Annotated in this window: 11 protein-coding genes; 8 read left to right on the top strand and 3 right to left on the bottom strand. The window is 48.8% G+C overall.

Annotation, left to right across the window (positions count from 1 at the left end):
* Nucleotides 1-17: 17 nt before the first annotated feature.
* Both QMA13_RS35495 and QMA13_RS35490 read right to left on the bottom strand, forming a co-directional pair.
* Nucleotides 18-182: a hypothetical protein gene (locus QMA13_RS35495; RefSeq protein WP_282938474.1), complete on the bottom strand. Its 165-nt coding sequence runs from the start codon at nt 180-182 to the stop codon at nt 18-20.
* Nucleotides 183-365: 183 nt separating this feature from the next.
* Nucleotides 366-1,010, bottom strand: coding sequence for a copper amine oxidase N-terminal domain-containing protein (locus QMA13_RS35490; RefSeq protein WP_282938472.1), 645 nt, complete (start codon nt 1,008-1,010; stop codon nt 366-368).
* A 225-nt stretch (nt 1,011-1,235) separates the two neighbouring features.
* Here QMA13_RS35490 and QMA13_RS35485 point away from each other — a divergent pair, with 225 nt between their 5' ends.
* The 7 genes from QMA13_RS35485 to QMA13_RS35455 all read left to right on the top strand — a co-directional run bounded on the left by QMA13_RS35485 (nt 1,236) and on the right by QMA13_RS35455 (nt 10,807).
* Complete coding sequence (locus tag QMA13_RS35485) at nt 1,236-2,804, top strand: AraC family transcriptional regulator (protein WP_282938470.1); 1,569 nt, start codon at nt 1,236-1,238, stop codon at nt 2,802-2,804.
* 448 nt (nt 2,805-3,252) lie between these two features.
* A complete protein-coding gene (locus QMA13_RS35480) occupies nt 3,253-4,389 on the top strand; it encodes an MGDG synthase family glycosyltransferase (RefSeq protein WP_282938469.1) in 1,137 nt (378 codons plus the stop codon).
* Nucleotides 4,390-4,451: 62 nt separating this feature from the next.
* Nucleotides 4,452-5,639 carry an MFS transporter gene (locus QMA13_RS35475; RefSeq protein WP_282938468.1) on the top strand — a complete coding sequence of 396 codons (1,188 nt, stop codon included), beginning with the start codon at nt 4,452-4,454 and terminating at the stop codon, nt 5,637-5,639.
* A 21-nt stretch (nt 5,640-5,660) separates the two neighbouring features.
* On the top strand, nt 5,661-6,953 hold the full coding sequence (locus tag QMA13_RS35470; RefSeq protein WP_282938466.1) for a polysaccharide deacetylase family protein: 1,293 nt from the start codon (nt 5,661-5,663) through the stop codon (nt 6,951-6,953).
* Nucleotides 6,954-7,009: 56 nt separating this feature from the next.
* A complete protein-coding gene (gene pdaA, locus QMA13_RS35465; protein ID WP_481858085.1) occupies nt 7,010-7,807 on the top strand; it encodes a delta-lactam-biosynthetic de-N-acetylase in 798 nt (265 codons plus the stop codon).
* Nucleotides 7,808-8,051: 244 nt separating this feature from the next.
* Entirely contained in the window at nt 8,052-9,521 is a 1,470-nt protein-coding gene (locus QMA13_RS35460; RefSeq protein WP_282938464.1) for an S-layer homology domain-containing protein, read from the top strand.
* Between the two features lie 101 nt (nt 9,522-9,622).
* The gene (locus QMA13_RS35455; RefSeq protein ID WP_282938462.1) at nt 9,623-10,807 is read left to right on the top strand and encodes a beta-propeller fold lactonase family protein; all 1,185 of its coding nucleotides are present in this window, start codon (nt 9,623-9,625) and stop codon (nt 10,805-10,807) included.
* Nucleotides 10,808-11,071: 264 nt separating this feature from the next.
* Here the strand turns inward: QMA13_RS35455 and aroA are convergent, their stop codons facing one another.
* Entirely contained in the window at nt 11,072-12,427 is a 1,356-nt protein-coding gene (aroA, locus tag QMA13_RS35450) for a 3-phosphoshikimate 1-carboxyvinyltransferase (RefSeq protein ID WP_282938460.1), read from the bottom strand.
* A gap of 108 nt (nt 12,428-12,535) precedes the next feature.
* On the opposite strand from aroA, the gene QMA13_RS35445 reads away from it, so the two are divergent.
* Entirely contained in the window at nt 12,536-13,426 is an 891-nt protein-coding gene (locus tag QMA13_RS35445) for a LysR family transcriptional regulator (RefSeq protein ID WP_282938458.1), read from the top strand.
* The last annotated feature ends 36 nt before the right edge of the window (nt 13,427-13,462 follow it).

Genomic DNA, 13,462 nt, shown 5'->3' with positions numbered 1-13,462 from the left:
TCTTTTGCATAGGAGGGTCAACGACCTCTTTTGCGATTTTTATATATTTGCACATTCACGGCATTGCTGGCGAGCACATTTCCTGACTCTGCCCTTGCCTCCGCAGACTGAAAAATATTAATAATGATAAAGTGATTTTTACCGATACGCTGCCTGTACGTTTTTACATGTGTCCGGAGCATGGTTCAACCCCCTCATCCCATTATTTCATTACGTTATGCTCGGGACTTCTCAGCTGCAGCGGCTAATCGGCTTGTCAATTCGCCTGTTGCATTCGCTCATCCTTTCGAAAGGTTAGGCAGAGGCTGCTCATGAAAAAGAGACTGCCCCGGACCGTTAGTCCACAGCAGCCTCTCACTTGTATGTTAAGCTTTGGTAATCTTAATGACGCCTGTTTCATCCATTTGCATTTTATGCTTCAAAATATCAGTAAAGAACGTAACGGGTACAAAGGTTGTATCGTTTTTCAGCTCAGGGGCAGCTCCCAACTCCCGCGGTGCCATTTTGCCGAATGCATAGTGGTCTTTACCGATCTGTACTCCGCTCCAGACAGCGCCTTGAGTGACATCCGAGCTGTAGGTGTCCTGATTCCATTCTATTTTATATCCGAGCGCTTCACTGACGGCTCTTAACGGCACCATCAGCTGGTCGTCTTTGGTGTAAGCGACGTCGCTGCCCACTCCGATCGATTTGCCGTCAACGACAAGCACATAATGAAGTCCTCCAAACGAATCCTGCGGCTTCTGCGTACCGCTGGACTCGACCGCTGGGGGTACGTCTCGCGTTTGACCGATCACGTTGCCGTTGGCATCGTGAACGTCGTTGACTGGAAGGGCAGCTTCCGGAGCCAGCTGAAGGCTGGTTGTTTGTGCAATGACATTACCATTAGCATCCTTGACAGGAATCGGAGTATAGTTGACATCCTCTGCGGCGAATGCTGCGGTTCCAGATAATGCAACGCTTAGTGCTACGGACGCTGTAATAATAACTTTTTTCATATCTGTTTTCATCTCTTTAATCAAGCTCCTCTATGTTGGTCTAAACGTATGGAATGATCAATCCATTGTAGGAAAAACATGTCGACATCCCCGTAGACGGGATAAGGATCAAAAATGTTGCAGGAAATGAAAGAATGGATCTTCCACTACTTTCTAAAAGACAAATAATTTGACAATGAGAATCATTTTCACTACACTTTAGGGAGGAATGCATATGATTTCAAGGATGTGAACACTATGCTGCAAAGGCATGATTCCATGCGTCATCTTCGCCTGGAATATATCGCTGCGGAGGAATTTAAGCTTCCCATTAAGCAGCACAAGGATATATTCACCTTGGATGAGCATGCTTTCGGCTTTATATTGCAAGAGAAAGTAAAGATCAACCTACAAGCGAAACATGTGCACCGGACAGGTACAGGATTGTGTGGAGAGCTGTTCTTGATCCCTCCGAACTCCCAGTGTACGATCGAAAATAACAGCAGTGCCTCCGCGCACCTTATTATGATTCGTTTCCAATGCACCGATAAGCCTACGCCTTGCTCATTTGGAGTTGAGCAGCCCCGTTCGCTATTGGATGACGTTCAGCTTTACTGCTTCCGGACGCCGCAAATCCGCAGCTGGATTCAAGACTTTCTAAGTGATTGCGGAAGCTCGGAGCCGGCGCTGTACTATCAGCTGCAATCTCACCTGTACGCCATGGTCGCGGCGCTTATGATGTATGTACAGAATCCGCGCGAGATGGAGCAGGATTTGGTTGCATACGTGGAGCAGACTCGGCAGTATATGCTTAGAAAATACCAGGAATCCATGGACATGGAAGATATTGCCCGCTTATCGGGGGCCGGCTCGAGCAGGTTCTATCAGGCATTCCGCAGGCAAACTGGACTCAGCCCTCATAAATTCATTACAAAAATTCGTCTTGACGCATCTCTATCTCTCTTAGCCAATACAGAATCGTCCGTTATTGATGTCGCCCATTCGGTCGGCTACCCGGACGAATATTATTTCAGCCGTTTGTTCAAAAAGCACATGGGTATTACTCCTACGGAATACGTGGCGCGCACCAAGAGAAGCATCGCTTGTCTGTCGCCCGTTCTGTGCGGGGATCTGACGGTGCTGGGAATAACCCCGCAGTTAAGCCTGGAAAGAGGCTGGGTGGATGAGCCGGACAAAGCGCTAAGGCTGATCGAATCCAGCGAGCCTGGGCTTATTATTACGCCGTTGGTTACGAAGGATATTTATCAAGCTCTAAGCGAGATAGCCCCAGTAGTCATGATTGAGTGGAAGAAGTACCCATGGAAGGAACGGCTAATGGATATAAGTCAGCTGTTCGATCTGTCGAGTGTCGCAGAGCGATGGCTGTCCTATTTCGATATGAAGGTGGAGAACGCTCGGTTTCATGTCCGTCAGCATTTGGGTGAAGAGCCAGTTCTGCTAGTTCACGCAGCTAACGAGCATCAGTTTCGCATCTTCGGCATGCAGATGAAAAAAATGAAGGATTTATTTTACGACGATCTTCAGGTCATGCCCCCTGATCCCGCGCAGCATATAGGTGCAATGGATGTCACTTCACTCACCGATGTTGCCGCGCTCGATTGTGATAATGTTCTTTTTTTAGTAGGCACAGCTAAGCCTGAGGCATTTTGCGATCATTTGGCTGAGCATTGGAAGGAGCTGAAGCGGAGCCGACGCAGCAAACGCTGCTTCTTTATCCGGCATGACGATCCTTTGTTGTACAATGCTTCGGCCCACGAAGGTTTAATTGACCAAACGGTACAATATTTGATGAATTCCGGTTCATAAAATTGTGGGAAAGTTTAAGAATTTTTTCGAAGGGATTTTATACTTCCATATCGTCTAAAAGAGTAAATTCGGGTGAATGCCTGCTCAAAGCGTGATACAATGAGTTTGCTGTCTATGATGGTCCTGATCGGACGTCTATGGACAGCAAGCTTTTTTTATTGTATAGAAAATAATGGAGTACTTCGGGAAGGCGGCTGCGATAGCTGCAAGTTATCTTGGCTTCTTAAGTATTAATCGGAACTTTAAGGAGAAGCTTTGCGTCCTTGAGGGGGGAAATAATGCTTTTAGGGGCTTATGCTGGGCATGCGGAGCTCTTGATTCACGTACATATAACTGGGGGAAATAGATATGAGTAGTTGTTGGCAGAGTGGTTTATTTTCATGTGGGAAATAACTATGATGGAAGTAAGAAATAAGGCAGTACTTTTGGTTCTAGGGAGGAGGCTACCATGAATCACAGACCACGGATCCTGATCCTGACGGCAAGTTATGGTGACGGACATATACAGGCGGCGCGTGCGCTGAAGCAATCCTTTCTTAACCAAGGCATGGAACAGATTCTCATTGTCGATCTGATGAAAGAAGCGCACCCGCTCTTAAATTCAATTACAACCACCTTATATTTGAAAAGCACCCAGACATCGAAATTCGGTCTTGATTATTATGGCTGGAGCTACTATATGACCCGCGAGACGAAACCGGACCTCGCTTGGAACCGTTATTTCAATATTATAGGTAAGAAGAAGCTGAAGGAAATTATCGAAGCGGAGCGCCCTGATGCGGTTATCAATACGTTTCCATTCGGTGCTACGCCGGAGCTGTGCCGCGGTATGGGTATACCGTGCTTTACGGTTATTACCGATTTCGCCCTGCATTCCCGTTGGATCCATCCGGAGATGGACAAATATTATGTTGCCGCAGAAGAACTGAAGAAACAAATGGTTTCCTGGGGTCTCTCCAACCAGCAGGTGGAGGTAAGCGGTATTCCGATTCGAAATGATTTTATTCAATACGATTCTTCGACTCCAAATGCATTTGCACCCAAAATTGATCAAGGAAAGCATATGGTCCTTATTTTGGCGGGCTCCTATGGGGTACTTGGTAATGTGGATGAAATGATCCGTTCGCTGCTATCTATTGGAGATTGTCAGGTAGCGGTCGTATGCGGCAGAAACCTCAAGCTGGAGCAGAAGCTCCATATGCAGTATGCAGGTCAAGATGATGTGCACATTTTTGGGTTTTTGGACAATATACATCAGTTAATGGCTATTTCGTCCTGCATCGTGTCCAAAGCGGGAGGGCTTACCCTGTCGGAATCACTTGCGTTGCAAATTCCCGTCTTTATATTCAAACCTTTTGCCGGGCAGGAAAAAGAAAATGCCGTTTTTTTATCGAGTAAAGGTGTGGCGTCCATTTCTCATAATATAGAAGAGCTTACTAAGCAGGTAAGCCAATTTTTCTCGGACGATTACCGCTCCATTGATATTAAACGCCGGATGAAATTGCTTCAGCCTAAATGCGCGGCCGACTTCATTGCAGAGGATGTTCTGAATACGATTGGTCGAAGGGTGACGGTAGGGTCATAAATATTTCGAATGGATCAGGGGATAACTAACTCATAGGTTATAGGGAAGAAGGTGGAACAACCATGACAACCTCTTCTAAAAAATCCTTTGCTGCGCATATGCTATTGTACGGAATTATTTTATTTCTTGTAGAATTTGTTCGTGGGGCTTTTCTCGTTTCTTTTTTGCCGACGTATGCGGTTCATGCCCTCGGATTCACTGTAACAACGGTGGGATGGGCCGTTTCGGTTCATTATATTACAGATACGTTCATCAAATGCTATGCCGGGTATTTGCTAGATCGGTTTCCCCTTCGTTTGATCGTGCCAGCCGGGCTTGCTATTTCGTTAGTCGGGCTGTGGATGCTCTATATTGTTCAATCCGTATGGTTGTTAATAGGAGCATCGGCTTTGTTCGGTATAGGGATGTCGCCGATCTGGCTTGTCTGTCTTAGCAAAGTAAGACCCGAGCATCGAGCAGAGCATATGGGCTTACTGTACACGTGCTGGCTTGCCGGTCTTGGCTCGGGTCCAGTCGTCCTCAATTTTATTATGGACACAAGCTACTCCATTTCCTTTTGGTGCATGATCATTTTGTGGGGAATCAGCTTGCTATTGTCCTTTTTTATATCTAACAAAAGATCCTTTACTCCGACACAAATTCCGCTTCAACATCAAATTTCTATGCTGTGGGAACGGCTGCGCACGATGAAAAAGCTGCTTCCCGGCATGACCCTACAAACGACGGCAGCGGGTATGCTGGTACCTGTATTGCCTGGGTTTGCTTCCAAATATCTTGGTTTCAATTATTCCCAATATTCGTATTTACTTATAGCTGGAGGCGCTTTTACGGTGATGGCGCTGATTCCTATGGGCAAGCTGTCAGACCGCTACGGAAAAAAATGGTTTCTAATTGCAGGGTTCACCGCCTTTGCCGTTATTTTATTCTCCCTGACCCTTGCGAAATATTTGTGGTTGTCCCTGATTCTGGCCGCATTGTTAGGTATATCCTACGCCGCTGTGCTTCCAGCCTGGAATGCGCTCCTTGCCCAGTATGTCCCGAATAACAATCAGGGGATGGGTTGGGGACTGTTCTCCAGCGTGGAGGGGATTGGGGTTGTGATCGGCCCGGTGCTCGGAGGCTGGCTCGCCGACACGTTTAATGAAGGCTTCACCGTTATGGTCAGCGCCGTGCTGTTAGGAGCCATTGCTGTGTATTATTTCCTGGCTCCACCGGAGGGAGTGGGACAGCAGCAGACCGACCGCACTTAAGAAGTAGGAGGGTGAGTTCTTATGGAGCACTTCGTCTGGATCGTTATCCTTGTACTTGCTGTGTATACGATTATCCCAACGCTTCTTGTCCGGTTGTTCGGATGGGGGGTATACCGGGAAGGAAAAGCGGACCGTACCATTTTCCTGACGTTCGACGACGGCCCGGACCCGAAATATACGCCGATACTGCTGGATCTGCTCAAGCAGTATCATATTAAAGCCACATTCTTTGTTCTCGGCTCCAAGGCAGAGAAATACCCGGATCTTATTGTACGGATGCAGGAGGAAGGGCATCTTGTCGGGGTACATAACTATTTTCACTGGGCCAATGCGTTGATGACTCCCCGGCGAGTCCGGCGGCAGCTCAACCATGCGGTAGAGGTGATAGGAGGTATCACTGGCGAGAAACCAGTGTATTATCGTCCTCCGTGGGGAATTATCAATTTGTTTGACTTTCTGCTGCTGAAGCAATTTCGCTTGGTACTCTGGTCGTTGATTGTCGGGGATTGGAGAAGCCGTGGAGGGAAAGTGAAGATCAAGCACCGGCTCGTTTCCCGGTTCAAGGATGGTGCGGTGATTGTGCTTCATGACAGCGGGCAGACGATTGGCGCGAATCCGGATGCACCCGAATATATGCTGCAGGCGCTGCATGAATTTGTGGTGGAAATGAAACAGAAGCAGTACACATTTCACAGAGTGGATGAAATAGGCTGGTCGGATGAGCCGACGGATAGGCTCAGCTGGTACAAGCGGCTTCCGCTCGCGCTTTGGCTCAAATGGGAGAACGTTTACCATGCATGGTTCGAGCTCGAGCCGGTGGACCCGGACAACCAGCTGCTCTATTACCGCGTATGTACTTACCATGGTAAGCGAATAGCCCTCCCGGACGGAGAGGAAATATGTAAGGGAGACCGGGTGGTTGAACTGCATTTCAACAATGAAATGATGTTCCATATTGTGATGGATACCCGCTCGATGGTGCAGCTTGCCGTGCAGCTGATCAGGGCAGTCCAGCAGCTCATGCCCAAGATGACCGAGCGTATTATGAAAGATGCGCTAACGGAGAATATTAAAGGGATTTATGGCATTACGATGATTAATAGAGGACCCAAACAGCTTGGCTTTACAGTTACGGATTTGCCCCGTGGAGTGTTTTTCCTGCTGACCAAGCTGTACTTGCGTATGCTGCTGCTTGTGGTTCATCCTCAAGGCAAGAAACGGCTGGAGCTCAAGAAAGAGCTGCTGACGCCCAAAATTCTTGCCATATCCACCAAGGAGCTCCAAAAACGATATTCCGTTTCCCACGGTACATAACCGAGCCCTGATAGGGCATATTATCCCTGATCTTACATTATAGATTAAGGGGTGACATGCTTTTGAAACGCGTGGCAATACTAGCCGTCTCGCTGCTTATGTGTACCGTGATGGCTCCGTTCTCACTGCACGCTGCCGATGCGATATACGGGGGAGACCCCTTTCATTTCGGATTTAAGAAAAGCAGAAATCAGCAGCTGGCATCCATCAACGAAGAAGGCTTCAAAGGGATCATTCAGAAAAATGAGGCTATCTTCCTCGGAGATGTGACGAAGAAAGAGCTTTACTTAACGTTCGATAACGGCTATGAGAATGGCTACACGGGACGAATTCTGGACGTTCTGAAGGAACAACAGGTTCCGGCAATATTTTTTGTTACAGGGCACTTTGTGAAGGAGCAGCCTGAATTGGTGAAACGGATGGTCAACGAAGGGCATTTGGTCGGCAATCATTCATGGAGCCATCCCGATATGAGTCAAATCTCCAATCAGCGTTTGAAGGAAGAGCTGGAAAAGGTGCAGGTTGCGGTCAGTGGTTTAACGAATCAAAAGGAGATGCACTATCTGCGACCTCCACGCGGTATATTCAATGACAGGATTCTTGCGGCCAGCAAAAGCCTCGGATATACGAGCGTCTTCTGGTCCGTTGCCTATCGCGATTGGGATCCGAAGGCACAAAAAGGGTGGAAGTACGCTTATGACAACGTGATGAGCCAGCTTCATCCCGGTGCTGTCATTCTTCTTCATTCAGTGTCCAGTGACAACACGGAGGCGCTAAGCCGCATTCTGACTGCCGCCAAGGAGCAGGGTTATGAGTTCAAAAGCTTGGATCAAATGCAGACGAAAACTTACTAAGCAGCAGCGTAACCTATTGTGCTATGAAGGATGGAAGAGCTCCCGTAACGGGGGCTCTATTTCCTGTTTTTGTTATTTTTTTGTAGTAAGCTATAGGATCCGTATTTATTTTTCAAATCGATTGTTATGATTTTTTAATGTTTTGCCTCGATTTTTTATTCGATTGTAACGGTCTGCGAAGTATTCTATTCCTAGGGTTACACAACAAGCAACACCCACTATGAAATCCAAGGGAGAGATTATAATGATAAAACGCAAAAAGTTCGCAGCATGGGTTATAACAACAGCTGTAGGTTTGTCTGCAATCGTTCCTCAAGTATCCGCAGCCGTTAATTTTACCGATAATGGGACTGCAACGTCTTACAAGATGGCTGTTGAAGAATTGGCGAAGCAAAATGTTATCTCTGGCTATGGAGATCAGGAGTTCAAACCGAATCAGAATGTTACGCGTGCCGAGCTTGCCAAAATGGTAGCTCTCGCGCTTCACGTAGAATTAAATACAACCGGCAAACCCGCTTTGTCTGACGTAGCTAGCAGCGACTGGTACCAATCCTATGCTTCTGCTCTTGTCAGCATTGGCGCTATGAAGGGCGAGGACGGCAAGTTTCAACCGAACAAGCCGGTCACTCACGAACAGTTAATAGAAGTAACGGCAGCCGTGTTGAAAGTCGACGTGGCGCAAGTGAAAGCCCAATTCGGCAGCGCATTCGTCAGTGGCAAGTCCGCAACCCGCGGAGAAGCCGCACTGCTTGTCTATGCAGCACAACAAATCGCGCCGGTACAAATTACAAGCATCACACCGCTCAATGCCATTACACTGCAAGTAACCTTCTCTGCACCGCTTCCTAAAGAGAATACGGATGCAGACAAAGCAAAGGCTAACATTACTTTCGACAACGGATTGAAATTGTTGAACATCCCGCAATTGAAGTCAGGAGCAACGCAGACCTACATCGTTCCGGTGACACCGCAAAAAGAAGGAACGACGTATACGATGAGCTACCAAGGGCAAACGTCGATGACGTTTACTGCAAATACTGAGAAGCTTGAGCTTCGTTCCGCGCAGCAAGTCACGGCTGACACGTTTGAAGTGGAATCTAGCCTCGAGGATGGCGTTGCCGATTACGGCTATGTAGTTGCTGCTTACAGCTCCAGCCGCAAGGGCGCATTCGTAGTCGATGACAATAACCTATACAACGGCAAGCAGTACAAAATTCTTTCTTCGATGAGGGACAAGCAGGTGTACATTACTCCTGAGGGCGGAGAAACGATGACGGCCAACTACGTATTATTCACCCAAGCTACAGATGGAAGACAAGCGCCGAAGTTCCGTCTTCCGAATGGCCAAACGTTCAAGCCGGGCGTGAAATACACGGTAACATCCGACTGGGCTAATATTGCGAGCGGATCGTTTACAGCGATTGAAATCGCACCGCTAGCTATCCAATCGGCTAATAAAGTCAATGAGACTTCATTTGAAATTGCATTAACCCAAGATCCTAAGGATGAATTGTTCGCAGTGCGCAGCGTTACTCTGACTCCAGTAGGAGGAGGTACTCCTCTAACTGCGCAATATAAACTGAGCAGCCGTAAAGGCGCTACAGGCACGTTCGATTTGCAAAATGGTGCAAAACTAGCAGCAGGAACAACGTATACGATAACGGCTGCAGATAACTGGGCTACGGCTACAGGAGTGACTCTAACAGCGAATTAATATACCAATGGTTAAATATTGAGTAGGAGCATAAGGAGGGTGGCCCTTAGCAAAATGGGCCATTCTTTTTCTTATAACGAAACCCGGAGAGGTGAATCTGTTTGCGACAACTACAAATCAAAAGAGGGCTGGTAACAGTCATTGCTGTCATTGCTGCAATATGGATGGCGCTCGCGTTAGTGGGCTGCTCCGTTCAACAAAAGGACGGAGAGTCCATTGCGGCAGTGTCCCCATCCGCATCCGAATCTCCATCCCCGATACCGGCTAAGCCGGATGAGAATGCAGCGGCGAAGCTCGAGCCGGAATACAGCCTGTTGATCACCCACTCCAAAAGCGACTATATCTCATTTACGGACCCGGAGAAGGGTGTAACGGATAAGATCGTAGCGGGTGCGTTTCCCTTCGGTATTGCTTTATACGACGTAGACAACCGCGCGTACGTTTCCACAGCGGAGGGGATCGCGGTTATCGATACGCAGAAGCATAAGCGGGTGGCTCTTGTGCCGTATCAATCGGCTATACAAGAGGTTAAATTCGGAGAGTACCGTCCTGGGGGAATGGGGATTGCTGTATCTCCAGATGGCCGCTACGTGTATGTCGGTGTTTATTTGCCTGGCAAAGCCAGTCAACTCGAAATCATGGATACAGAGAAGCTCGTTATGATCAGCAGCGTTTCTGTGGGGATCAGGCCGTTTGATGTGGTCGTTAGCCTAGACGGAAGTGAGGTATACAGCATCGACCACGATTCTTACTCGGTTACGATAGTGGACCCGCAAAAGCGGACGGCACGTAAAGTGAACGTGGCCCCGTTCGGTAAAGGAGGAGGGGGCTTCGAGAAGCCGCATTACGCAATCGTTAGGGAGGACGGACGTCTGCTGCTCCCTTATCAAGGGCGTGGTTTGGTCGTACTAGACCCAGCTACCGGTCAGTTTGAAACCCAGCCTTTAAGTGGCAATACCCATCAGGAGGGAGTCAATTTGACCGCAGACGGCAAAAAGATGCTAATCGTGGGTAATGGAGCTGCGGGAAGTGCTACCGGCCACCCTAACTTGACGGTGTTGGACATAGGCACGATGGAGGAACAAATCATTCCTCTAAGTCGTACTCACCAAATGGTGGTGAGCAGTCCAGACGGACAGCTGGCTTATCTTACAGGAGGAGTCACCTTTGCCGATACCGGCTGGGATGGGCTAACTGTAGTGGATATAGCTAAAGGGACGACAAGAGAACTGGCTTTGCCGGATTATCCGCTGGACATTGAAATTCTGAAGAACGTGGCCAAGTAACTCGTGGAGATAGCAAGTTTGTAGGTGCAGGAAAAAGGAGCTGTCGGAGCAGTTCCTTTTTCTTTGGTCCAGTTGAATTTCAATTCTTCCCTGCATCGTACAAGTCTAGCGACTTACTTTACTATTGGCACGTCACGGAAATGATGTTGGCATCGATTAAAGGAGTGACGTCAAGGATGCGGCCTTTTGAATCTATTTCGACGATTTTCATTACGTAGTTTTTCCTATTAATTTCAAAATGGGCGCACCGGTTTGCTGTTAAATCTATGAGAGGGTTACATCCAAGCCTAGAGCGCTCAGTCGGTCCCAATAGTCCGGACATGTTTTGGAAACGCAGCCGGGATCGGCTATCCGAATGCCGTCCGCTTTGACGGCAATCAGCGAGAGCGCCATGGCTACGCGATGATCGTCGTAGGTATCAAGCAGAGCGGGTGTGGGCTCGCCCGGATACACTGTCAGACCGTCAGGATGCTCCTCCACCCGAATTCCGAGCTTGCCAAGCTCAGTGCAGATGGCAGCTATCCGGTCGCATTCGTGATGGCGGATATGAGCGGCGTCTGTTAGCGTGATGGGGCCGTCTGCGAACGGGGCCAAGGCAGCGATGGTTAAGGTTTGGTCAGACCAGCGCTTCATGCTGATCGAGAATCCGCCCTTCAGCTGAGGAGCTCCGGTAACTTCGATGAAATCCGCTCCACGGATGACGGTACAGCCCATTTGTTCAAGGACGTTAAGAATCTCAATATCGGGCTGACGGGTCTGTTCGTTGATGCCGTGGATTCGTATATGACCGTTGGTTTGGGCGGCTAAGGACCAAAAGTAGCCGCAGGTGGAGACATCAGGCTCAAGGGCCAAGGATTGAGCCTTGTACTTGCCGGACTTCACGGAGATCGCTTGACCGTCTGGCGTCGGTTCGGTTTCGATACCGAAGGTTCTCATCATGTCGAGTGTCATCTCGACATAATCACGCTGGACAACAGTGCCTTCGATACACACAGTCAATGGGTCTTGGGCATAGGGTGCTGCTATCAGCAGTCCGCTGATGAACTGGCTCGATACCGAGCCGGGTAAGCTTACGCTGCTGCCCTTGAGCCCCTTCGCATGAAGGGTCAATGGCAATCGTCCTTTTGCATCTTCGTACTGAATATCGGCACCCAGAAGGGATAAAGCATCTAACAGAGGAGCTAACGGCCTTTCGCTCAATCGCGGACTGCCCTGCAGCTTCCATTCGCCGCTTCCTGCTGCAAGTGCGCCCGGTAAGAAGCGAGCAATCGTTCCTGCGGCTCCGAAGTATAAATCGCCCTCACGATTTGGCCAAATTCCCCCTGTGCCGTGGATAATGGCCGTTTCTCCTTCGACATCGATCTGAACGCCAAGCTGCCTCAGGCATCGGATGCACCAGTAAGAATCGTCGCTTTTTAAGATGCCTTCCAAACGGGAGGTTCCTTCTACTAATGCCGCGATAATAAGCGCACGGTTAGTCAAGCTTTTGCTCCCAGGAATGGTTATGTCTCCTGTTATGGCTTTGCCATTAGGAATAATCCGAACTTCGTGCTTCTCATTGTAGCGGGACCAAGGGGAGCGTGATTCCTGTCCTTGCAGTTGACCGATTGTGTCCTCCATCGTATACACCCTCTCACATTGATTGCCTTGCTAAATCTGATTATAATGAGAGAAATGAAATAGATGAAATCGTAATTTTACAACTAAGGCATAGAGAGGTTTTATATCATGATAAATTTAGAATGGTACCGCATTTTTTATCATACGGCGAAAGCCGGCAACCTCACCAAAGCGGCGCAAGAGCTGTTCATTACACAGCCTTCTGTTAGCTATGCGATCAAGCAGATGGAGGAAGCCTTTGGGGTCAAGCTATTTCATCGGCAATCCAAGGGGGTGAAATTGACCGTGGAAGGTCAGGCACTTCTCGACTATGTGGAGCCTTCCTTCTCACTGTTAGATGCAGGAGAAACCAAGCTGAACAATCTCAAACGGCTTGCGGGAGGGGAGCTTCGCGTCGGGGCCAGTGATTCGCTATTCAAGCATATGCTGCTTCCGCATTTGGATTCCTTTCATGCGGAGTATCCTGACATTCGCATTCGCCTCTCGCATGGTAAAACGCCAGATATCGTGCATCGCCTGAAAGAAGGGCAAATCGACTTGGGTATCGTGCATATGCCTATTGCAGACCCACAAATCGAAGTGACGGCGTTCTCCGTCATTCAGGACTGCTTTGTAGCTGGAGGTGGCTATAAAGAGATGGGAGAGCTGCCACTGAGTGCGGAGATGCTCGGAGCGCTGCCGCTGCTGCTTCTGTCGCAGGGGAGCAGCACACGCCGATTCGTCGAACAATGGTTTGCCGCACAGGGGAAAACAGTAGAGGCAGATATCGAGCTCGGGAGCATCGATTTGCTGGTTGAGTTTGCTCGACGTGGCTTTGGAGTCGCTTTTGTGACACGCTCATTCGTTCAGGAGGAGCTGGAGAATGGCAGCTTGATCGAGCTCAAGCCGGTTGAGCCGATCGCGCCTCGGTCCGTTGGTATTGCCATCCGTCGGGATATGCCGTTGTCGTTGGCGGCTTCGCAGTTTCTTACGACGCTTAAGAACGCTTTTCCGGGGTGAAACGATTCCTGCTAAGGAGCACAAAGAAGGCCCACT

Origin of the sequence: Paenibacillus sp. RC67 (assembly GCF_030020805.1) — a bacterium.
GTDB lineage: Bacteria > Bacillota > Bacilli > Paenibacillales > NBRC-103111 > Paenibacillus_S.
Note: the sequence above shows the minus strand (reverse complement) of the source record. Positions and strands in the feature narration are given on the sequence as shown.

Coding starts and splice junctions, on each gene's coding strand:
- QMA13_RS35495 (WP_282938474.1), bottom strand. CDS start 182: ATGCTCCGGACACATGTAAAAACGTACAGGCAGCGTATCGGTAAAAAT.
- QMA13_RS35490 (WP_282938472.1), bottom strand. CDS start 1,010: ATGAAAACAGATATGAAAAAAGTTATTATTACAGCGTCCGTAGCACTA.
- QMA13_RS35485 (WP_282938470.1), top strand. CDS start 1,236: ATGCTGCAAAGGCATGATTCCATGCGTCATCTTCGCCTGGAATATATC.
- QMA13_RS35480 (WP_282938469.1), top strand. CDS start 3,253: ATGAATCACAGACCACGGATCCTGATCCTGACGGCAAGTTATGGTGAC.
- QMA13_RS35475 (WP_282938468.1), top strand. CDS start 4,452: ATGACAACCTCTTCTAAAAAATCCTTTGCTGCGCATATGCTATTGTAC.
- QMA13_RS35470 (WP_282938466.1), top strand. CDS start 5,661: ATGGAGCACTTCGTCTGGATCGTTATCCTTGTACTTGCTGTGTATACG.
- pdaA (WP_481858085.1), top strand. CDS start 7,010: ATGCTTTTGAAACGCGTGGCAATACTAGCCGTCTCGCTGCTTATGTGT.
- QMA13_RS35460 (WP_282938464.1), top strand. CDS start 8,052: ATGATAAAACGCAAAAAGTTCGCAGCATGGGTTATAACAACAGCTGTA.
- aroA (WP_282938460.1), bottom strand. CDS start 12,427: ATGGAGGACACAATCGGTCAACTGCAAGGACAGGAATCACGCTCCCCT.
- QMA13_RS35445 (WP_282938458.1), top strand. CDS start 12,536: ATGATAAATTTAGAATGGTACCGCATTTTTTATCATACGGCGAAAGCC.